Origin of the sequence: Pontibacter mangrovi, from assembly GCF_006385705.1 — a bacterium.
Lineage (GTDB): Bacteria > Bacteroidota > Bacteroidia > Cytophagales > Hymenobacteraceae > Pontibacter > Pontibacter mangrovi.
Genome location: NZ_VFRQ01000003.1, coordinates 25051 through 46534, shown reverse-complemented (window position 1 = coordinate 46534; position 21484 = coordinate 25051). Strand labels below are relative to the sequence as shown.

17 protein-coding genes are annotated in these 21484 nt (G+C 52.9%); all 17 read left to right on the top strand.

Features of this window, described 5'->3' with window-relative positions; genetic code table 11:
* Positions 1–159 precede the first annotated feature (159 nt).
* Positions 160–2646 (top strand): endopeptidase La, encoded by a 2487-nt coding sequence (lon, locus tag FJM65_RS06330; protein WP_140620655.1) that lies wholly within the window; start codon positions 160–162, stop codon positions 2644–2646.
* Between the two features lie 147 nt (positions 2647–2793).
* Positions 2794–3837: a type IX secretion system protein PorQ gene (gene porQ / locus FJM65_RS06325; RefSeq protein ID WP_140620652.1), complete on the top strand. Its 1044-nt coding sequence runs from the start codon at positions 2794–2796 to the stop codon at positions 3835–3837.
* A gap of 68 nt (positions 3838–3905) precedes the next feature.
* Entirely contained in the window at positions 3906–5300 is a 1395-nt protein-coding gene (gene hslU / locus FJM65_RS06320) for an ATP-dependent protease ATPase subunit HslU (RefSeq protein ID WP_140620650.1), read from the top strand.
* A 356-nt stretch (positions 5301–5656) separates the two neighbouring features.
* Positions 5657–7507, top strand: coding sequence for a DUF3857 domain-containing protein (locus FJM65_RS06315; protein WP_181163655.1), 1851 nt, complete (start codon positions 5657–5659; stop codon positions 7505–7507).
* Between the two features lie 107 nt (positions 7508–7614).
* Complete coding sequence (locus FJM65_RS06310; protein ID WP_140620646.1) at positions 7615–8238, top strand: MFS transporter; 624 nt, start codon at positions 7615–7617, stop codon at positions 8236–8238.
* Between the two features lie 89 nt (positions 8239–8327).
* A complete protein-coding gene (locus FJM65_RS06305) occupies positions 8328–9056 on the top strand; it encodes an SDR family NAD(P)-dependent oxidoreductase (RefSeq protein WP_140620644.1) in 729 nt (242 codons plus the stop codon).
* A 300-nt stretch (positions 9057–9356) separates the two neighbouring features.
* Positions 9357–9620, top strand: coding sequence for a DUF4212 domain-containing protein (locus FJM65_RS06300; RefSeq protein ID WP_140620642.1), 264 nt, complete (start codon positions 9357–9359; stop codon positions 9618–9620).
* Positions 9621–9647: 27 nt separating this feature from the next.
* Positions 9648–11339, top strand: coding sequence for a sodium:solute symporter family protein (locus tag FJM65_RS06295; protein WP_140620640.1), 1692 nt, complete (start codon positions 9648–9650; stop codon positions 11337–11339).
* 394 nt (positions 11340–11733) lie between these two features.
* Positions 11734–13632 carry an acetate--CoA ligase gene (acs, locus tag FJM65_RS06290; RefSeq protein ID WP_140620638.1) on the top strand — a complete coding sequence of 633 codons (1899 nt, stop codon included), beginning with the start codon at positions 11734–11736 and terminating at the stop codon, positions 13630–13632.
* A gap of 136 nt (positions 13633–13768) precedes the next feature.
* The gene (locus FJM65_RS06285; RefSeq protein WP_140620636.1) at positions 13769–14158 is read left to right on the top strand and encodes a hypothetical protein; all 390 of its coding nucleotides are present in this window, start codon (positions 13769–13771) and stop codon (positions 14156–14158) included.
* A gap of 74 nt (positions 14159–14232) precedes the next feature.
* Complete coding sequence (locus FJM65_RS06280; protein WP_140620634.1) at positions 14233–14904, top strand: hypothetical protein; 672 nt, start codon at positions 14233–14235, stop codon at positions 14902–14904.
* Positions 14905–15171: 267 nt separating this feature from the next.
* Complete coding sequence (locus FJM65_RS06275; RefSeq protein ID WP_140620632.1) at positions 15172–15735, top strand: NUDIX domain-containing protein; 564 nt, start codon at positions 15172–15174, stop codon at positions 15733–15735.
* A 238-nt stretch (positions 15736–15973) separates the two neighbouring features.
* Positions 15974–16780 carry a lysophospholipid acyltransferase family protein gene (locus FJM65_RS06270; protein ID WP_140620631.1) on the top strand — a complete coding sequence of 269 codons (807 nt, stop codon included), beginning with the start codon at positions 15974–15976 and terminating at the stop codon, positions 16778–16780.
* Positions 16722–17009, top strand: coding sequence for an Asp-tRNA(Asn)/Glu-tRNA(Gln) amidotransferase subunit GatC (gene gatC / locus FJM65_RS06265; protein ID WP_140620629.1), 288 nt, complete (start codon positions 16722–16724; stop codon positions 17007–17009). Before FJM65_RS06270 ends, gatC begins: the two co-directional genes overlap by 59 nt.
* A gap of 124 nt (positions 17010–17133) precedes the next feature.
* Positions 17134–20172, top strand: coding sequence for a tetratricopeptide repeat protein (locus FJM65_RS06260; RefSeq protein WP_140620627.1), 3039 nt, complete (start codon positions 17134–17136; stop codon positions 20170–20172).
* A 10-nt stretch (positions 20173–20182) separates the two neighbouring features.
* Entirely contained in the window at positions 20183–20908 is a 726-nt protein-coding gene (locus FJM65_RS06255) for an ABC transporter ATP-binding protein (RefSeq protein WP_140620625.1), read from the top strand.
* A complete protein-coding gene (locus tag FJM65_RS06250; protein WP_140620623.1) occupies positions 20909–21460 on the top strand; it encodes a cob(I)yrinic acid a,c-diamide adenosyltransferase in 552 nt (183 codons plus the stop codon).
* Positions 21461–21484: the final 24 nt, after the last annotated feature.

Sequence of the window (21484 nt, the reverse complement as noted above, 5' to 3'; positions counted from 1 at the left end):
GCTACTAAGTACTATTTTTTTGAAGCGGGCGCGGCCCTTGTTCCAAACCGGACATTTCAACAGCCTCAGCAGCCTTGGCACAAGTCTTGAACAACTACCGAAGGACAGGAAAACCGGGGGATTTAGGTGTTTTCCTGTCAAAATGGCATTGATCTACATATGAACCAAACACTCAAGCAATTTTTGCAAAACCTGCTCCTTAGTAGTGCCTCAGACGATGATGGCACGGAACTTATACCAGTTATAACCGCTGAAATAGAAGATGAAATGAACCCGATGGAGCTGCCCGACGAGCTGCCAATACTGGCGGTGCGTAACACGGTGCTCTTTCCGGGGGTGGTGCTGCCGATTACGGTAAGCCGCAAAAAATCTGTAAAGCTGGTGCGCAAGTCGCATGCCGGCGACAAGGTGATAGGGGTGGTGGCGCAGAAAAATACCAGTTCCGACGACCCTACCGCTGAGGACCTGTACCGTGTGGGCACTGTCGCCAAAATCCTGAAAATGCTGGTGCTGCCAGACGGCAATACCACCATCATCATACAAGGGCACAGCCGCTTCGAGATTGAGGAGGTTACCCAGGAGGACCCGTACCTGATGGCAAAGATAAGCCTGTGCGAGGAAACCCCGATGGATAAGAAGAGCAAGGAGGTGAAGGCGCTGGTGCAGTCGCTGAAAGATGCGGCGGCCAAGATGCTGAAGCTGAACCCAGAGATTCCGCAGGAGGCGCAGGTGGCGCTGGATAACATCGACAGCCCAAGTTTCCTGACGCACTTCCTGTCTTCTAACCTGAACGTGGAGGTGGCCCAGAAGCAGGAACTGCTGGAGGTGAACGACGGCAAGGAGCGCGGCACCCAATTGCTGGAGCTGATGCTGCGCGAGATACAGCTGCTGGAGCTGAAGCAGGAAATCCATACCAAAGTGCACACCGACCTGGACCAGCAGCAGCGCGACTACTTCCTGCGCCAGCAGATAAAAGTGCTCCAGGATGAGTTGGGCCAGGAGGGGCCGGACCAGGAGATTGAGCGTTTCCGGGAGCGGGCCGTCAAAAAGAAATGGCCGGAGGCCGTGGCGCAGCATTTCAAGAAAGAGATTGACAAGCTGGCCCGCCTGAACCCTCAGGCAGCGGAGTACCCGGTGGCGGTGAGCTATCTGGAGTTTTTGCTGGACCTGCCCTGGAACGAGTATACCAAGGATAATTTCAACCTGAAGCGCACGAAGAAGATACTGGACGCCGACCACTACGGGCTGGAGAAAGTGAAGGAGCGCATTCTGGAGTACCTGGCCGTGCTGAAGCTGAAGAACGACATGAAGGCGCCTATACTTTGCCTCTACGGACCTCCGGGCGTGGGTAAAACCTCGTTGGGCCGCTCTATTGCCAAGGCACTGGGCCGTAAATACGTGCGCATGTCGCTGGGCGGTGTGCGCGATGAGGCCGAAATCCGTGGCCACCGCCGTACCTACGTGGGCGCCATGCCGGGCAAGATCATCAACCAGATCAAGAAAACGGGCTCTTCTAACCCGGTGATCATACTTGACGAGATCGATAAACTGGCCTCTGATTTCCGAGGCGATCCATCCTCTGCTTTGCTGGAGGTGCTGGACCCGGAGCAGAACCATACCTTTATGGATAACTACCTGGATGTGGAGTACGACCTCTCAAAGGTGCTCTTCATTGCTACGGCCAACTCCCTGGAAACCATTCAGCCTGCCCTGCGCGACCGTATGGAGATCATCGAGCTGACTGGCTATACCTTGGAGGAGAAAACCGAGATTGCCAAGCGCCACCTGGTGCCCAAGCAAGTGGCAGAGCATGGGCTGGAGCCGGAGGATGTGAAGGTGCCCAAAGCCACCATTCAGAAACTGATCGAAGACTATACCCGCGAATCCGGCGTTAGAAACCTGGAGCGCAAGATCGGGCAGCTGGTGCGCAACACGGCCAAACAGAAGGCGATGGAGGAGGAGTTCACTAAATCCATTAAGCCGGAGGACGTGGTGAAGATTATGGGCTCCGAGATCTTCGACAAAGAGATTTACCAGGACATTGACACGGCCGGCGTGGTAACGGGCTTGGCCTGGACCTCGGTGGGCGGTGATATCCTGTTCATCGAAAGTATACTGAGCCGCGGCAAAGGCAAGCTTACCTTGTCGGGGCAGCTGGGCGATGTGATGAAGGAGTCGGCCATGACGGCGATCTCCTACTTAAAAGCCCACGCCGATCTGTTGGACATCGACTACCGCCTGTTCGACCAGTACGACCTGCACATCCACTTCCCGGAGGGGGCTGTGCCGAAGGACGGTCCGTCAGCGGGTATTGCCATCTTTACCTCCATCGCCTCGGTGTTTACCCAGCGCAAAGTGAAGTCGAGGTTGGCAATGACCGGTGAGATCACGCTTCGTGGAAAAGTATTGCCGGTAGGTGGTATAAAAGAGAAGATCTTGGCTGCCAAGCGAGCGGGCATCACCGATATCATCCTTAGCCAGAAGAACAAAAAGGACATCAACGAGATTCCGGAGCAATACATCAAAGGCCTGCACATACACTATGTAGACCGTGTGGATGAGGTAGTTAAGATCGCCCTGCTGAAGGAGAAGGTGAAGCACCCGCTGAAGCTGGTAGTGCGAGAAGAGAAAGCTGAGAATGAATAATTGTTGATTGTTAATAGCTGATTGTTGGATGACTAAATTATCAAGGACAGTAGAGACGCAATACGTTGCGTCTTTTACACTTGCTGAGCAGAAATAAATTAACCATTCACACAATCTCTCATTCACTCATTCAAAATTGGAATTCCCATGAAAACTGCCGCCCTCATACTTTGCACGCTGTTGGGCTTATCGCTCACGGCGCAGGCGCAGGTAGGCGGGCAGCGGGGATTTTCGTTTCTGGAGTTGCCGGCCAGTGCCAAACAGGCGGCGCTGGGCGGCGTAAACGTAACGGCAGGCGGCCACGACGTGAACATGGTAACAGTGAACCCGGCCTTGCTGAACGCGGAGATGGACGGGCAAGTGAGTTTGAGCTACGTTGGCTATCTGGCTGACATCAAGCAGAGCCATGCGGTGTATGCCTTTAACTCGGAGAAGCTGGGGCGCTGGGCGGCAAGTATAAATTACCTGAGCTACGGAGACTTTGTGGAGCGCGACCCTACAGGTTTAGAAATCGGCACCTTTAATGTGAATGATTATACGTTGGCACTCACGCACTCCCGCGAAGTAGAGGCTTTTACCATCGGTGCAACGGCTAAAGTGGCAGTATCAAGTATGGCAGGCGACCAGGCCGTGGGTATATTGGCAGACGCTGGGGCTGTGTTTCAGCATCCGGAGAAAGATTTTACGGTGGGGCTGGCGTTTAAGAATATAGGCTATCAGGTAAAGCCGTTCCATAGTGCCGATAGGCAGCAGATGCCATGGGACGCCCAGCTGGGGGTAAGCTATAAGCCCGAGCACATGCCTGTACGGCTCTCGCTCACGGCGCACCGGCTCTACCAGTTCGACATCGTGTACCTGGACCCTAACGCACCCGGAAAGCTGGATGAGAGCGGCAACGAAGTAGTGGAGGAGAAGAAGCTAGGCGATAAGATTGCCAGGCATTTTGTGGCAGGGGCCGAGTTTGTGTTCAGCAAGAACTTTCAGCTTAGGGCCGGTTACAACCACCTGCGCCGCAAAGAGCTTCGGCTGGATACCAAGTCTGGCGGGGCAGGATTCTCGGTGGGGGCCATGCTGCGGGTGCGGAACTTTGAGCTGAACTATGGCAGCGCCTTTTTTCATCCGTCTGGCGCTACGCACTACATCACCATCGCCACCAACACCGGCGCGCTCCTCAAAAAGAAAAGCAGTTAATAACCAAACGGCCCTGCTCCTTGTATTAGCTTAGGTCCGGGTTTGATTAATAAACACAAGAAGAAGACATGTTAGAAAATATCGCATCGTTAACGCCAGCGCAGATCGTGGCGGAACTGGATAAATATATCATTGGGCAGAAGGACGCCAAACGCAACGTGGCCATTGCGCTGCGCAACCGCTGGCGCCGCATGAACGCCGACAAAAGTATACAGAGCGACATCGTGCCGAACAACATCCTGATGATCGGGGCTACGGGTGTGGGTAAGACCGAGATCGCCCGCCGCCTGGCCAAAATCGCTGATGCGCCTTTTACCAAGGTAGAGGCCTCTAAGTTTACGGAGGTAGGATACGTGGGCCGCGACGTGGAGAGCATGGTGCGCGACCTGGTGGAGCAGTCGGTGAACATGGTGAAGCAGAAGAAAAAGGAGGAGGTGAAGCAGAAAGCCGCCGAGATGGTGGAGGACATCATCCTGGATGCGCTGATCCCGCCGATCCAGGGCCGCTCCGGCATGCCAGTAGCCACATCCGCCGACCCCAATGCCATGCCCGACAATGATTACGAGCTGAACGAGCGCACCCGCGAGAAGTTCCGTGAGAAGATCCGCAACGGTGAGTTGGAAGACCGCAAGATTGAGATACGCGTGCAGCAAAGCTCTATGCCAGGCGTAGGCGTGATGGGGCCGGGTATGGACGAGGCTTCCATGATGAACATTCAGGAGATGATCAGCGGCATGATGCCCAAGAAGACCAAGAAGCGCAAAGTAACCATTGCTGAGGCGCGCAAGATCCTGCTGGAGGAAGAGGCCTCAAAGCTGATCGACATGGATGAGGTGAAGGAAGAGGCTATTTTTAAGGCGGAGAACTCGGGCGTGATCTTTATTGATGAGATTGACAAGGTAGCCAGCGCGAGCAACAAAGGCAGCGGTGGCCCGGACGTGAGCCGCGAGGGTGTGCAGCGCGACCTGCTGCCGATCGTGGAGGGTTCCACGGTGAACACCAAGTATGGCATCATCAACACCGACCATATTCTGTTCATCGCCGCCGGTGCCTTCCACGTGGCCAAGCCATCCGACCTGATCCCGGAATTGCAGGGCCGTTTCCCGATCCGCGTGGAGCTGGACAGCCTGACCAAAGACGATTTCTACCAGATCCTGAAATTCCCAAAAAACGCGCTTACGAAGCAGTATGAGGCGCTGCTGTCGGCAGAGGAGGTGGAGCTGACCTTTAACGACGAGGCGCTGGATGAGATCGCTTCTATTGCCTACGAGGTGAACACGGAGGTGGAGAACATCGGTGCCCGCCGCCTGCACACAGTGATGAGCCGCCTGCTCAACGACATTCTTTTCGACGTGCCGGATAAGATCGGCGCCCACGCCCACATCGTGGTAACCCGCGAAATGGTGCAGGAGAAGCTATCAGGCATGGTGAAAAACCGCGACCTGAGCCAGTATATACTCTAAGTTAGAGAGTTTAGGAGTTAGAGAGTTAAGAAGTTAGAAGGTTAGAAAGTATAAAGTTGACCTGGCGCCGGTATCCAACCGGTGCCGCCTGGTGTGCCGCGAGTCTCCAGACTCGCTTTCGAACAGTTTTATACTTTAGCTATACTTCAAAAGCCAGTGTTTCTGCCAGGGCAGGGGCGCTGGCTTTTTGTTTGGCATATAAAGTATGTAGGTAAAGCCTTATATTTAGGCGTACTAATGAATATTGCAGCTTACCCGTGAAAACAAACTTTACAATCCTATTGCTAACGCTTCTGCTTTGCATGGCTGTTAGGCAGCCCTCAAGAGGACAAGGCCCTAAATTTGGTCGAATTGATATGGCAGACCTTACCATGTCTGCCTACGCACCGGATACCTCCGCTGCAGCTGTCATTCTCTCAGACCACGGTAGCCTGGAGTATGTGCAGGATTATTATGCGGCTTTCGTGTTTAAGCGCCACGTCCGGATCAAAATCCTGAAGAAGGCAGGGTATGAATGGGCTAACGTGGATATACCTTATGTAAAGGCCGGCGGCGCAGGAGAGCAGGTTACTGACATCAAAGCATCTACCTATAACCTGGTTAACGGGCAAATCACGGAAGATAATATAAAAGACAAAGAGATCTATGACGGTCGCCACAGCGCTTTTGTGTATCTCAAAAAGTTAGCCATGCCTAATGTGCGGGTAGGCTCTGTCATAGAATATTCTTACACCATTGATTCGCGGTACATCCACAACTTAAAAGAGTGGAGCTTTCAATCATCCATACCAATTGTGTGGAGTGAGTATCGGGTGAAAATGCCTGAACGTTACGCATTTAAAATGGTGAAGCAGGGCAACCAGCCACTTTATACGCCGGAGGACCTGGGCCTGAAACATAACTTCAGGAAAGAAGGAAACCGCTGGATAGCCAAGGATGTGCCCGCTTTACACCTGGAAAGCTATATAACAACCCTGTCAGACTATGTGACGAAGGTAGAGTTTGAACTGTACAAGGTAAGCTATTCTAAAAATAACCAAAAGGTGCTATCTGGCGACTGGGACGAGTTTGCCGGAATTTTAGCGGAGGATGAAAATTTTGGGGAGCACCTGAAGCCAGTCGGCAGGTTCGGAACGCAGGTAGCAAAGATTAAGGCTAAAGATACAAACCCACTGCAGCAAGTAGAAGGCATCTACAGCTTTGTGCAGGATAGTATGAAATGGAACGGCTACCATAGCCTGAGGCTTGATAAAACACTCCCTGAGATCCTGAAAAAGCGATCGGGCGATGTTGCAGATATAAACATGCTGCTGATAGCCATGCTACGGGAAGCTGGTTTCAACGCCAACCCTGTGCTGGTTAGTACCCGCAGCCACGGCAAACCATACAAAAAGTCACCGCTCTTCACAAAGTTCGATTATGTGGTTGCGCAGGTGCAGGTTGACGGGGCAGAATTACTTTTAGATGCTACAGAACCTCAGTTGTTACCAGGCATGCTGCCTGTCCGCTGCCTGAATGGCGAGGGGTACTTAGTGAAAGGCGCCGAATCTAAGTGGATTCCGCTAAGTACCGGAGCTGCGTTTAGTAACTACTACATAAGGAATTTAACAGTTGATAACTCCGGTAAGGTAACTGGCACCGGAGAAGAATTATTGGACGGCTATAGTGCACTCTCTGCAAGGCAAGCTATAAAAGAGGAGGGAGCCGAAAAATATGCTGCTACCTACAGTGGAGCGGGCAGTTTCCGGTTAGCTGAGGCTATTATAAGTAATGCTGATAGCCTCCATAAACCCTTATCTGTAGCGTACAAAATTGCCGCAGATAACGCTGGCAGCGCCAACACCATTTATCTGAACCCAATGATGGGCAGTGGGGTGTCTAAAAATCCGTTTCAGAACCCAGTGCGCATGTATCCTGTTGATTTTGCTGCTCCGATAAAGGAAACAGTAGTATGTAACGTGAAGCTACCCGTCGGCTGGCAAGTAGAGGAAGTGCCACAGAATATAAGCCTGACTTTGCCCAACCACAGCGCCACCTATACTTACATGGTGCAGCAAGTAGGCAACATGCTGATGATAATTAGTAAGTTAAACGTTAATGAAACACTGTTTGCCCCGGAAGAATACCCTCAACTGCGTGAACTGTACCATCAGGCCGTTGCCAAACATGCGGAGCAGGTTGTGCTAAAGAAAGAAGCGCTGAACTAAGATGGGTTAAGAAGACAAAAGCCAGTGTTTCTGCCAGGGCAGGGGCACTGGCTTTTTGTTTTGGCTGGGATTTTATACTTTGAGGAAGTATAAAGCACAAGCTAGACATGCTTCAGAAGATTCTAAATGCCTTAAAGAAAGAATTCAGAAAGCCCACACCTTTCCTGCTGATAGGTATTTTAGGGATTGGCTTTTTTACCTTTGTGTTTTTTGCGTTGTTGCCAGATCAAACGGCAGGTCTAGGAGTAGCCTATGCTTTCTTTCTTGTTATAGCCCTTTTTGTTGCTGTAGTAGCAGACCGCTTGGCCGTTCGCATGGCCAGGCTTCGGCCAGTGATTTATTCAGAATTTATATTGTTGCTTTTGCTTTATGCCGTAGTCATGTATTCTTACCGAACTACAAAGTTGGTTGTTACTACCGATAAAGATCATTTTGTAGTTGTTTATAAGGATGGTGGGGAAACGGTAGAGGACTTCGAATATGTATTCCCCTTCAGCAGGAAATTAGAGATAAGCAACCAGGAGTGCATTGTGTTAGCTAAGTCTCTGGAAGATAGGAACGATATCATAATAATGCCGATGATAAATAAAGAAACAGATGCTTGGAGAGGGTATTCTACCACATCTGATGAAGTATATTTAAATGGAAAATGGGTTGATGTTAAAATATTTTGGACAGGCAACGTTGATGCTGATACAGATGAGTTTCTAACCTGTGCAGAACAACTTTAGATATTCATCTTCTCCTAAACTCAAACCTCAACTTTAATGGCTTCCGTATCTTAACACCTAAACTCACAATCTCTCTAACACCCAAAACCTTGAACATCTACATCATCACCGGAGCCAGCAAAGGCATTGGCAAAGCACTGGCCGAAGAGCTGCTGAAAGACGAGAACAACCGTGTGGTGGGCGTGTCGCGCAGCTGCAGCATCAAGCACCCGAACTACCGCCACCAGCCCCTCGATTTCTCAGACATACCTGCCGTAGAGCACAACCTGCAGAAGATCTTCTTGCCGTACCCGGATGCGGAGAAGTTGGTGCTGGTGAACAATGCCGGCGTGCTAGGCGATATCGGCTATGTGGGCGAGCGGATGCCGAACGAACGCTTCGAGTTTGTGTTTGATGTGAACGTGATCGTGCCGGCCATGCTGATGAACACCTTTCTGGAAGTATACCGCGAGCAGCAGGCGCAAAAGGTGGTGGTCAACATCAGCTCCGGGGCAGGCAAGCGCCCCGTGGACGGTTGGGCGAGCTACTGCGCCTCCAAGGCCGCCATCGATATGCTGTCGCAGACGGTGCAGTTGGAGCAGGACATGCGCGGCACCGGGGTGAAAATATTCGCTTTGTCGCCGGGTGTGGTAGATACTTACATGCAGGGCCAGATACGGGAGAGCGACGTGAGCCGCTTTAGCACGGTGGAGAAGTTTCGGCGGTACAAAGCCAACAACGAACTGGCCTCGCCGGAGGAAGTAGCTGTTAAAATGGTGGATTTCCTGCATAACACCGACAAGTATAAAGAGGTCATCGTTTCGGTGCGGGACATGTAATAATGTTACAGGTAAACCTTTTTTCAGGCTCTGCCCCACGGCAGGGCTTTTTTTATGCTAATACCTGCCGTGGCTAAAGTGCAGAGGTTGAAGTATAAAAGCTTTTTCTTATATTTCAAATTCACTAAATTATTGCTGCTGTTAGAGTTGCACACGCGCTGTTAACCCAAGCCCATCCTAAACAGGAAGCAGGTTGGCAGCGGCATCGGTCAAAAGGAACCGGTAAAGTATAAACGAGCCTTAAAGCCGCCTCAACCGGAACACACAAAATACCACATGTATACTTCTTACCACTAAACAATGGAGAATAAAAGACAAAAGATGCAGGCCTACTGGAAACGCAACCTTCGCATATTGCTTTTCCTGCTCGGGGTCTGGTTTGCCGTATCGTACGTGTGCGGAATCCTGCTGGTCGAGGAGCTTAACCAGTTTACGCTGGGTGGCTTTAAACTGGGCTTCTGGTTTGCGCAGCAGGGGGCCATCTACTTTTTCGTCCTTATCATCTTTGCGTATGTCTGGCTGATGAACAGGCTTGACCGGGAGTTCGACGTGCACGAAGACTAATCCCATCTCACCTTAAACTTATTTACCATGAGCATCTTAGCCTGGACATACCTGATCGTGGGCCTCACCTTTACCCTATATATCGGCATTGCCATCTGGTCGCGTGCCGGATCTACCAAAGAGTTTTATGTGGCCGGGGGCGGGGTTAGCCCGCTGGCAAACGGCATGGCCACCGCCGCTGACTGGATGAGCGCGGCTTCCTTTATCTCCATGGCCGGCCTGATCTCGTTTATGGGCTACGACGGCTCCGTGTACCTGCTGGGCTGGACGGGCGGCTACGTGCTGCTTGCGCTGCTGCTGGCCCCTTACCTGCGCAAGTTCGGCAAATTTACCGTGCCCGATTTTGTGGGCGAGCGCTACTACTCCAAAACCGCCCGTTTGGTGGCGGTGGTGTGTGCCATCTTCGTTTCGTTTACCTACGTGGCAGGCCAGATGCGCGGCGTGGGCATCGTGTTCTCCCGCTTTCTGGAGGTGCAGATCGAGACGGGCGTGATCATCGGGATGGTGATCGTGCTGTTTTACGCCGTGCTGGGTGGTATGAAAGGCATCACCTACACCCAAGTGGCGCAGTACTGCGTGCTGATTTTTGCCTACATGGTGCCGGCTATCTACATCTCCATCATGCTTACCGGGCACCCGATCCCGCAGCTCGGCTTAGGGGGCACTTTGGAGGACGGTACGCCTTTGCTGCAGAAACTGGATGGCATGCTGGCCGAACTGGGCTTTGCTCCCTACACCGGCGGCACCAAGTCGACGATCGACATATTTTTTATCACGGCGGCGCTGATGGTGGGTACGGCTGGGCTGCCCCACGTGATCGTTCGCTTCTTTACTGTGCCTAAGGTAAGGGATGCCAGGAAGTCTGCCGGGTATGCGCTGGTGTTTATCGCCATACTTTATACCACGGCTCCGGCAATTGGCGCTTTTGGCCTCTATAACATGCTCAACAACATTAGCAACCGGTCGGTAGCGGAAATGCCGCAGTGGGTGCAGAACTGGCAAACGACGGGGCTCATCAGCATCGACGACAAGAACAGCGATGGCCATGTGCAGTATGTCAACCACCCGGATGCCAACGAACTGATTATCGACAAAGACATCATGGTGCTGGCCAACCCCGAGATCGCGGGGCTGCCCAACTGGGTGATTGCACTGGTGGCGGCCGGAGGGCTGGCGGCGGCACTTTCCACGGCGGCCGGTCTGCTGCTGGTTATCTCCACTTCCATTTCGCACGACCTGCTCAAGAAATCCTTTATGCCAGGAATTTCAGAAAAGCGCGAGCTGGCGGCGGCACGGCTGGCGGCGATGCTGGCAGTCGTGGTGGCCGGCTACTTCGGCATAAACCCACCGGGTTTTGTAGCCGAGGTGGTGGCCTTTGCCTTTGGCCTGGCGGCGGCCTCCTTTTTCCCGGTCATCATCATGGGCATTTTCTCGACACGCATGAACAAGCAGGGAGCTATCTGGGGCATGGTAGTGGGGCTCATCTTTACCATCGCATACATCTCTTACTTTAAGTTTATCAACCCGGAGGCGAACCTGCCGGAGAACTGGTGGTTCGGCATCTCGCCGGAAGGCATTGGTACGCTGGGGATGCTGTTTAACTTCACCGTGTCCTTTTTGATCTCGCGGATGACGCCGCCCCCACCGATGCACATTCAGGAACTGATTGAGGACATTCGCGTGCCGAGAGGTTCAGGTGCTGCCGTGGCGCACCATTGATTGCTAAGCGCGGCGTTGTTAAATTGATGCATGGCTAAATTGCTGGTCCTGCTTTCGTTAAACCCATACTTCTAACGCCCGCCAGCTAAGCTTCGGTTACCGGCCGCGGAAGTATAAACCGATCTTATCCGGCAAATGAAGTATGATGTTTAAGCATTTATTGCTTATTTTTAGCTGAGGAGCACCAGCCGGGACAGCGTAAACCAAGGAGGCAAAGAGGGGTAGGAGAGGACCGGCATCGGCTACAAATAACTTTATAAATCGTATATTGCATATAGCCCCGTTGCTGAGCGGCTATACCGACCAGGGTTCCCGATTCGCCTGAAGCGAAGGCGAATCGGGAAACGCATTTATTAACCTTATAACGCTATCTAACCAAGAACTAGACCTTGTCATGACGAACTATCAAGTTAAGACCTACGAAGAGTACGAAGAAGCCTATAAACGCAGCGTGGAGGACCCGGAAGGGTTCTGGAGCGACATTGCCGATACCTTTACCTGGCGCAAAAAGTGGGACAAGACACTGGAGTGGAATTTTGACGAACCGAACATAAAGTGGTTCCAGGGCGGAAAACTCAACATCACCGAAAACTGCCTGGACCGCCACCTGAAAACCCGTGGCAATAAACTGGCCCTGATCTGGGAGCCCAACGACCCCAAAGAGCGCTTTGTGCGCTATACCTACCGCGAGCTGCACGAGAAAGTATGTCAGTTTGCTAACGTGCTGAAGAAGAACGGCGCCAAGAAAGGCGACCGCATCTGTATCTACATGCCGATGATTCCGGAGCTGGCCATTGCCGTGCTGGCCTGCGCGCGCATCGGGGCTATCCACTCGGTGGTGTTTGCCGGCTTTTCGGCAGTAGCCATGGCCGACCGCATCAACGACGCGCAGTGCAGCATGGTGCTTACCTCCGATGGCCTGAACCGCGGCACCAAGCAGATTCCGGTAAAGCGCGTGGTAGACGAGGCCTTGGAGAGCTGCGCTTCTGTAGAGAAAGTGATTGTGGTAGAGCGCCTGGGCTGGGCCGTGAACATGGTGGAAGGCCGCGATGTGTGGTTCCACGACGAGGTGCAGACCGTAAGCAAGGAGTGCCCTGCCGAGGAAATGGACGCCGAGGACATGCTGTTCATACTTTATACTTCCGGCTCCACGGGCAAGCCAAAGGGCGTGGTGCATACCTGCGGCGGCTACATGGTGTATGCGCAGTATAGCTTCACAAATGTGTTTCAGTACCAGGAGAGCGATGTGTATTGGTGTACCGCTGACATCGGTTGGATAACAGGCCATACGTACCTGCTGTACGGCCCATTGCTGAGCGGCGCTACCACGCTGATGTTTGAGGGCGTACCGACTTACCCGGACAATGGCCGTTTCTGGCAAGTGGTGGATAAGTTTGGCGTTACCATCTTCTATACTGCCCCAACCGCTATCCGTGCCCTCATGGCCGGCGACATTGATGACGTGCTCTCCTATAGTTTAGACTCGCTGAAAGTGCTGGGCTCTGTGGGCGAACCGATAAACGAAGAAGCCTGGCACTGGTACCATACCCACGTCGGTAAAGAGCGCTGCCCGGTGGTGGATACCTGGTGGCAAACCGAAACCGGCGGCATCATGATCTCCACGATTGCCGGCGTAACCCCAATGAAGCCAAGCCACGCCGCCCTGCCGTTGCCGGGCATCCAGCCGATATTGGTAGACAGCGAAGGCAATGAGATTACCGAGAACGGCGTGGAAGGCTACCTGTGCATGAAGTTCCCGTGGCCAAGCATTATCCGCACCACTTACGGCGACCACGAGCGTGCCCGCCTCAGCTACTTCTCCACCTACAAAGGCCTGTACTTTACCGGCGACGGCGCCAAGCGCGACGAGAACGGACTGTACCGCATCATTGGCCGCGTGGACGATGTGATCAACGTGTCCGGTCACCGTTTTGGCACTGCCGAGATCGAGGAGGCCATCAACCACAACGAGCACGTGGTGGAGTCGGCTGTAGTGGGCTACCCGCACGATGTAAAAGGGCAGGGCATTTACGCCTTTGTGATACTGCGCGACAGGCCGGAGCGCGACGAGTACCTGCGTGCCGAGATCATTGAGACGGTGGTGGAGAAAATCGGTAAGATTGCCAAGCCCGATAAAATACAGATCGTGAGCGGCCTACCGAAAACCCGCTCCGGCAAGATCATGCGCCGCATCCTGCGCAAAGTAGCCGAAGGCGATACGTCCAACCTGGGCGATACCTCCACGCTCCTCGATCCGGAGGTAGTAGAGGAGATTAAGGCTGGCGCTTTGTAAAGTAAAACCTCCCCCTTGCCCCCTCCTAAAAACAGGAGGGGGTTTTATTTTAAAACGGATATGGCTTTAGATTAAGTCCTGTGACGAATTAGCAGGATTAAGCGTACTCAACCTTTAAGGCACCCAAAGATAGTATATGTTATACTTACTGAGCCTAATACTTATAGGCTATACCTCCTTCAGCACAAATACTTGCCAATCAATAAAATCAGGAACCTTTAAAACAGTTAGTCATATAGAAGGAGCTGCCCCCATCACTACTATTATTGAAAGGGTTGGCGACATTCAGTATGAGCGGTCGGAGCAATTAGGTGCGGCCTATAAATTCAAGGTTGAGTGGATAAACGATTGCACTTATACTCTTACGTGGTTAGAAACCATCAAAGACGAAAACAACTTTGGCTATCCCGAAGAGATGGTATTGACAATAGAGGTACTAGAGGTAAATGCTGACTATTATATACAATCAGCTAGCTCTAACTTATTTGATGATAAGATTGAGGGAAGAGTAGAGATCATAAAGTAAGTGTCATGCTAAGAAAAGCATTTGCCGCAAAACCAGCATTCCTGTACTTAGTGTTCAGAAACTATAGTTTCTAAATGATACGTATTCTTCTCCTGCTAACTCTTTTGCCTTTTGAAATTTATGCGCAGAGTGATTCTACCCAATTCCTGAACATTGGTAGAGAGGAATTTTATAATACTCGCTGGTTAGCTTTTGGGACCAACTATGGATTTGCCAACTCAGTAATCGGTTTTCAAGTGAGTAATGGAGTTGATGAAGAGCCGCTAATCCATTTTGAAGACTTTCAGGACAACCTATTGATCAAAGTTCAGGGACAAACCGGCTTTGACTCTAGCTACTCGTATGGTGCTGAGTTAGGATTTTACTCACTGAAATATGTTGGAAGGACAACGCTGAAGTATGATGTGCTCAACTTTAATGACTCAGATCTTTTTCTTACAGATTTTAACCTAACATCTAGAATAAGATATTTTAGAAACACGGGCTTGATTTTCAGAACAGGTTTTCATCAGTTGGATGGAAATAAGAACTTTGGATTTGGCTTTGGTCTAGAACAGAATGCACGCAATGCTTATTTTGGCCTTAACTCTAGATATTATTTTGAGTATTTCCATCATGAAGCATACTTTCAATATCGGATACCTACAAAAAATTTTATTAGCTTCCGAACAATCTACAACCGAATTGATAAAAAGGATTTGCTTACAATCGGGCTGAACTACTCTTTCGTGCGAAACAACAAGTAAGACCATCCCTCCGCCCTTATTAGCATTTTCACCACCAAGCACGCCGCTATTCCGGACATCTTTGTCCGGGAATTTACCTGCTGCGGACTTCCTAGTCCGAGTGAAGGCAAGGCCAAACAATGGGGACTAGGAAGTCCCCCGGCAGAAAGCTTTCGGATAGGTAAGCCCGAAAGAGCGATACTAACACACCTCTAAAACTCCATAACCCCGCAGCCATACTTCTGCAAGCCAAAACCCCTATCTTTGCAGCAGCAAAAAGTACAAGCTATGATCGACGAGACACACAATCCCTGGACCATCCTGTCCAGCAAGAATATTTACCAGAACCCCTGGATACGCGTGCGCGAAGACCAGGTGCTGAACCCGAACGGCGGCGAGGGCATCTACGGTGTGGTCAGCATGAAAAACAAAGCCATCGGCATCATCCCCATCGATAGCGAAGGCTATACCTACCTCATCGGCCAGTACCGCTACCCGCTGAAAGAGTACAGCTGGGAGATACCCATGGGCGGCGGCCTGGTAGAAAACGACATCCTGGAGTCGGCGAAGCGGGAGCTGCAGGAGGAGACCGGCTTTACCGCCGCCCGCTGGACCAATATCTGCCGCCTGCACACCTCCAACTCCGTAACCGACGAAGAAGGATTTGTTTTTCTGGCTGAGGAACTAACCGCCGGCGAAACTGCTTTTGAAGAGACAGAGGAGCTGCACATCAAGAAGGTGCCTTTTAAAGAGGCCGTTCGCATGGCCATGAACAACGAGATCACCGATGCCATCAGCGTGGCCGGTATCCTGAAGGCCGCTTTTCTGCTGCAGGAGCAGGGAAGGCTGTAGCTTTTTTGCCGCTCTCTGGTACGAATCTCTAGATTCGTGACTTATAGTTAAAGTTGAGTCTGCGACTCAACTGGGACGGAGGGCCAGGAAGTGGTAAGCCACGAATTCCCCTCCTCGGAGGGGCTAGGGCTGGGTTTACAGGAATAAAGCCTCAGCAAAGTATAAAGTATAAATTTACTGCGTTTTACCGGCAGCCCCGGCACTGGCAAACTAAGGGATTATACGTACATTTGGAGACATGAAAGCCATTAAGTACATATCACAGCGGATCTACACTACCTGGTGCGTTACCTGGTTTGTACTTCCTTTTGTGGTTACCTACCCGCTACAGGCCGTGCTGATGCGGCGGGTGCAGTGGTACAGGCAGTTACACGGCATCAACCGGTTCTGGTCCTCCTCCTCGCTGCGCATGTTCCTGACGCCGCTGCAGGTAGAGTGGCGCTTTAAGTTCGACCCGAAGAAAGTATACGTCTTCACGCCCAACCACAGCTCCTACCTCGATATTCCGGTGATGCTGCATGCCATCCCCGGATTTCTTAACTTTGTGGGCAAAGCCGACCTGTGCAAGGTGCCGCTGTGGGGCAAGGTATACGAAAAACTATACATCTCCGTAGACCGCAAAAGCACCATCAGCAGCGCCAAAAGCTATATTAAGTCGGCAAAGTCGCTGGAGGCGGGGCGCAGCCTGGCTATTTTTCCGGAGGGCACCATACCCAAGACTGCCGGCGAGCAGCTGATGGCTTTTAAGGACGGGCCGTTTAAGCTGGCCATTGAGAAGCAGGTGCCGGTGGTGCCGGTAACCATGCCCTACAACCAGCACTTCCTGCCCGACCTGGACGGCAAACTGAAGGTGCGCTGGCACCCGCTCAAGATCGTGATGCACGAGCCGATCGAGACGAAGGGGCTGACGCTGGAGGACCTGCCACAGCTAAAGGAGCAGGTGTTTAACATCATACAAACAGAAATTACGCAACATACAAAAGCACATGTCAACAGATATTCAAACCATCCGCAAGATAGCGCACTTAGCAAGGCTGGAGTTTAACGAGGAGAAGGAGCAGGAAGTGCTGCAGGACCTGAACAAGATCCTGAACTGGGTAGACCAGCTGCGCCAGCTCGACACCGAGCACGTGGCGCCGCTTATCCATATGTCGGAGGAGGTGAACGTGCTGCGCGAAGACGAGGCCCGCAACACCATCACCCACGAGCAGGCACTGCTGAACGCGCCCAAAAAGGACTCCGATTATTTCCGGGTGCCAAAAGTACTGGAATAAGCCGTAGGCATAAGTATAACGCTTATTTGTTGCCCCTGAAGTATACTTCATACTATCAGGCGAATCAGCAAGGAAGTATAAACGGAACAGCTTATGTCTTGATACTTGCGTCTCAAAGAAATATATGAGTAAGATTAAGTTTTGGCAGGGATGGGATACGCACACCAGGTATCCCTATCTTTTTTTATTGCTGTTAGGTATCGTGTCGCTGCTGCTGGGCGTGTATTACTACGCCTGGGGCGAGGCCACTGCCTTTGCCTGGGACAAGATAACCGACCTGCAGGTGGTGCCGGTGCCGGTAAGCGAGGTGCCGGGGCTGCTGGAGAGCTTTACCCTCTCGGCCGACGGCTACCTGCTGTTTGAGCAGTACGACGTGGCCCTGCCCCAGGTAAACTATGGCGCGGCCAATGTGCTGCTGGCCATTCTGGCGGTGTGCCTGGCGTTTTATGCGGCGGCCATCAGTGCCATGCGGCGCATCCCATACTTTGCAGGCATCCTGCTGCTCATGCTGTTCCTGGCTACCTTCAACTTCGACCTGCTGGAGATCTTTACGGGCTCCGGCCAAACCATGCTGCTGCTCAGTATTGTGCTGCTGGCCATCGCGAGCTACGTTTTTCAAGCTTTCTGGCCCACCACGGGCTTTGGGCTGCGGGTGCTGGCGATGTCGGGCGTTGTGGGGCTGCTGGGCATGCTCATCTACTCAGAGGCAGATTTTCCGGCCAGGCTGATAACGCTGCACCTGGTTAGCTACAGCTCTATCGGGTTGCTGGCGGCTGCGGTGCTGTTTATACTTTGGGTGAGCTACGAAAACGTGAACGCGCTGCTCTGGATCAACACGCAGGCCAAAACCCCGGAGCGCCGCTTTAGCATGTGGCAGTTCCTGCTTATCAGCATTCTGTACCTGCTCAGCCTGCTGCTCATGTACCTGCGCCACGTAGGTTACCTTAGCACCGAGGTCATCCCGCTGAACCCATACCTGATCCTGCTGGCATCCACGGTGGCGGGCTTCTGGGGCATGCGTCAGCGGGAGGCCGCCTATGGCAAATGGTTCTCTTTCCGGCCTGCGGGGGCGGTGCTGTACCTGGTATTTGCCACCATGGCTTTCCTGAGCATCGGCTATGCCTTTGCCACCGCCAATGACCCGCTCATACAGCTTTTCCAGAACCTGATCGTGTACACGCACCTGACCTTTGGCTTCGGCTTTTTAGTGTATGTGATGATCAACTTCGGGGGCCTGCTGGACCAGCGCCTGCAAGTATACCGCGTGGTGTACGAGCCTAAAACCTTCTCGCTTTTCTCCTTCTTCGTGCTGAGTATGGCACTGTGCGCTCTCCTGATCATGCGCACGCAGTACCGTGCCTACTTTCAGGCGCAGGCGGGCTATTACAGCTACATCGGAGACCTATACCGTGGCTCTGGCAACGACATCCTGGCCCGCCGCTTTTATGAGGAAAGCGATGTATACGACGACGGCAACGTGAAAGCCAGCTACAACCTGGCGGCCATGTACCGGCAGGAGGAGAAACCTAACGAGGAGATTCTGCTGCTCAAGGAGGCGCTGGAGCGAAGCCCGAACCCAAAGCTGTACGTGCGCCTGGCCAACCTCTACGATGAAAAACAGTTCTTTTTTGAGAAGCTGTACGTGCTGCAGGAGGGGGCGGAACACTTCCCGGAAAACCCCGAGATCTACAATAACCTGGCCCTGCTGTATGCCCAGACCAGCGTGCAGGACAGTACCGAGTACTACTTTAACCTGGCGCAGGCGTATGGGCGCAAAAACAATGTGGTGCGCAGCAACCGCCTCGCCTACTATACCCGACAGGCCATGTTGGAGCCAGCTAAAACCGTTTTGGAGGAGTCCAGGAAAAGCAAGTATGAGACGCTGCGCAGCAACCAGGCCGTATTGCGCCAGCTGCTGGGCAAGGAGCCGCAGGACGACGAAGAATTTATGCCGGACTCCCTGCAGCAGGTAGAGGACTTCACGCTGTTCTACAACCAAACCATCAGCTCGCTCGCCCATGGCGATACTTCGCGGCTTGGGCATATCCGTAACTACCTCAAGTCGCCCGGCAACCAGATCTTCTTCAGTGATTTGGCGTACCTGCAGGGGCTCATCCACCATTACAACGGGCTGCCGCGCGAGGGCAGGCGGCTGGTGGAGAACCTGGCGCTGCAGATGGAGGCCCAGAGCGGCTACTACTACAACACTCTGGGGCTGTGGATGCTGGAGGAGAAGAACAACCGTGCCGCCGCCGCATATTTTAAGCAGGCCAAAGACCGCGGCTACACACAGGCTTACCTCTCTCATGGCTACGCCCTGGCTATGGCGCACCAGCCGGAGGCTGCGGTAGCGGCACTGGAGGAGGTGGCTTATACCGAGAACGAGGCTGCCGTTAACGTGGCGCACGAGCTGGCCATGGTGCTGCGGCAACCCGCCGACACTATGCTGGCCCAAGGATCTGACAAAGAGAAACTGCAGTACCTGCTAACCTTCCTGCCAACCCTGGCGGAGGGGCAGGTGCGGGCTTTTGTGGAGGCCGTGCAGGAGAAAGAGCTGAAACGACAAGCCTTGGTGGCGCAGGTGGAATACCTGTTGCAGCATAAAAAGTGGAAGGGCGCCTACGATGCCATGCAGGAGGCAAGCGCGCAACTGCGGCCGGAGGGCACGCTGCGCTCTGAGCTGAACCTGCAGCAGCTCCGGCTGTGGCTGTACACCGAAAAGTATGACGTGCTGAACAACAAGCTGAACCACCTTTACCTGACGGACCGCGACAAGCGCAAGGTGCTATACTTTAAGGCGCGCATTGCCGAGGTAAAAGGCCGAGAGGAGGAAGCTGCCGCCCGCTACGAGCAAGCCGTGAAAATGCTGACCTACGATGAGGAAACGCTGTTGGCCGCTGCAGATTTTTTCAGAAAGTATAAGCCCGGCGACGAAAAAGCGTATAACATACTTTTAAGCGGCATCACCTACAACCCGTACTCGGCCCAACTCTACCAGGCGTATGCACTGGAGAGCCTGGAGCAGGGTTTATACTCTTACGCAGACCAAGCTGCAGAAACGCTGCAGGATTTGCTTCCTGCGTCGGAATATGCTACATTTAAAGAGAAATTAGAACAAAAGCGTCAGGAAGTGGAGGCGCGCGCCGACAACTGGCAACTATGAAAAAAGCCCTATGAGCACCATCATCGAAACCCACGACATCTCTAAAGTATACCACATGGGTACGGAGACTATCCATGCCCTAAAATCGGTGTCTATCAAAATAGACAAGGGAGAGTATGTCGCTTTTATGGGGCCGTCGGGCTCCGGCAAGTCCACGTTCATGAACATCATCGGCTGTTTGGATACGCCTACAGGCGGCACGTACATACTTAACGGGCAGGATGTGAGCAACATGACGGACAACGAGCTGGCCGAGGTGCGCAACAAGGAGATCGGCTTTGTGTTCCAGACATTTAACCTGCTGCCGCGGCAGTCGTCGCTGGAGAACGTGGCGCTGCCGCTGATCTATGCAGGCTACAGCAAAAGTGCCCGCGAGGAGAAGGCGCAGCGCGCGCTGGAGAGCGTAGGCCTGGGCACCCGCGGCAAGCATAAGCCCAACGAGCTATCGGGTGGCCAGCGGCAGCGTGTGGCCATTGCCCGCGCCCTCATCAACGACCCCAGCATCATCCTGGCCGACGAACCGACCGGTAACCTCGATACCAAAACCTCTTACGAGATCATGGAGCTTTTCGAGAACCTGCACGCCAAAGGCAACACCATCATCATGGTAACGCACGAGGAGGACATTGCCCGGTACGCCCACCGCATCGTGCGCCTCCGCGACGGCCTGGTTGAGTCGGACACCATTAACCCTGATGTGATTACAGCCTCTAAGCTACAGACAGAGCAGCACTAGATGAAGATATACACCAAAACAGGCGACAAAGGAACCACCGCGCTGATTGGTGGAACCAGAGTATCAAAAGCACACCTCCGCATAGAAGTATACGGCACCGTGGATGAACTTAACTCCTACATCGGGCTGGTACGCGACCAGGAGGTAAACCAGGGCCGCCTCGACATCCTGAAGGAAATACAGGACCGGCTGTTTACCATTGGCTCCACGCTGGCCACCGACCCAGACAAGAACACCAAAATGGCCACCCCCGACCTGCACGAGGAAGACATTGCGCTGCTGGAGCAGGAAATAGACAAGTATACGGCTGAGGTGCCGCCGCTGCGGGCGTTTATACTTCCGGGTGGGCATCCGTCAGTGTCGTTTTGCCATGTGGCCCGCTGCGTGTGCCGCCGCGCCGAGCGCCTGGCCATTAGCCTGCAGGAAGTGTCGGCGGTGGATGAGTTGGTGGTAAAATACCTGAACAGACTTTCGGATTACCTGTTTGCTCTTTGCCGTATAATGGCTCATGAGCTGGGCGCAGAGGAAGTAACCTGGAAACCCAGAATATAACACTTAACCATACACTACGAACGG

What these genes read in the sequence shown, in the direction of transcription:
- hslU (WP_140620650.1), top strand. Translation starts at nt 3,906, where the DNA reads ATGTTAGAAAATATCGCATCGTTAACGCCAGCGCAGATCGTGGCGGAA.
- porQ (WP_140620652.1), top strand. Translation starts at nt 2,794, where the DNA reads ATGAAAACTGCCGCCCTCATACTTTGCACGCTGTTGGGCTTATCGCTC.
- FJM65_RS06275 (WP_140620632.1), top strand. Translation starts at nt 15,172, where the DNA reads ATGATCGACGAGACACACAATCCCTGGACCATCCTGTCCAGCAAGAAT.
- lon (WP_140620655.1), top strand. Translation starts at nt 160, where the DNA reads ATGAACCAAACACTCAAGCAATTTTTGCAAAACCTGCTCCTTAGTAGT.
- FJM65_RS06260 (WP_140620627.1), top strand. Translation starts at nt 17,134, where the DNA reads ATGAGTAAGATTAAGTTTTGGCAGGGATGGGATACGCACACCAGGTAT.
- FJM65_RS06255 (WP_140620625.1), top strand. Translation starts at nt 20,183, where the DNA reads ATGAGCACCATCATCGAAACCCACGACATCTCTAAAGTATACCACATG.
- gatC (WP_140620629.1), top strand. Translation starts at nt 16,722, where the DNA reads ATGTCAACAGATATTCAAACCATCCGCAAGATAGCGCACTTAGCAAGG.
- FJM65_RS06310 (WP_140620646.1), top strand. Translation starts at nt 7,615, where the DNA reads ATGCTTCAGAAGATTCTAAATGCCTTAAAGAAAGAATTCAGAAAGCCC.
- FJM65_RS06300 (WP_140620642.1), top strand. Translation starts at nt 9,357, where the DNA reads ATGGAGAATAAAAGACAAAAGATGCAGGCCTACTGGAAACGCAACCTT.
- FJM65_RS06285 (WP_140620636.1), top strand. Translation starts at nt 13,769, where the DNA reads ATGTTATACTTACTGAGCCTAATACTTATAGGCTATACCTCCTTCAGC.
- FJM65_RS06295 (WP_140620640.1), top strand. Translation starts at nt 9,648, where the DNA reads ATGAGCATCTTAGCCTGGACATACCTGATCGTGGGCCTCACCTTTACC.
- FJM65_RS06315 (WP_181163655.1), top strand. Translation starts at nt 5,657, where the DNA reads ATGGCAGACCTTACCATGTCTGCCTACGCACCGGATACCTCCGCTGCA.
- FJM65_RS06270 (WP_140620631.1), top strand. Translation starts at nt 15,974, where the DNA reads ATGAAAGCCATTAAGTACATATCACAGCGGATCTACACTACCTGGTGC.
- FJM65_RS06280 (WP_140620634.1), top strand. Translation starts at nt 14,233, where the DNA reads ATGATACGTATTCTTCTCCTGCTAACTCTTTTGCCTTTTGAAATTTAT.
- acs (WP_140620638.1), top strand. Translation starts at nt 11,734, where the DNA reads ATGACGAACTATCAAGTTAAGACCTACGAAGAGTACGAAGAAGCCTAT.
- FJM65_RS06250 (WP_140620623.1), top strand. Translation starts at nt 20,909, where the DNA reads ATGAAGATATACACCAAAACAGGCGACAAAGGAACCACCGCGCTGATT.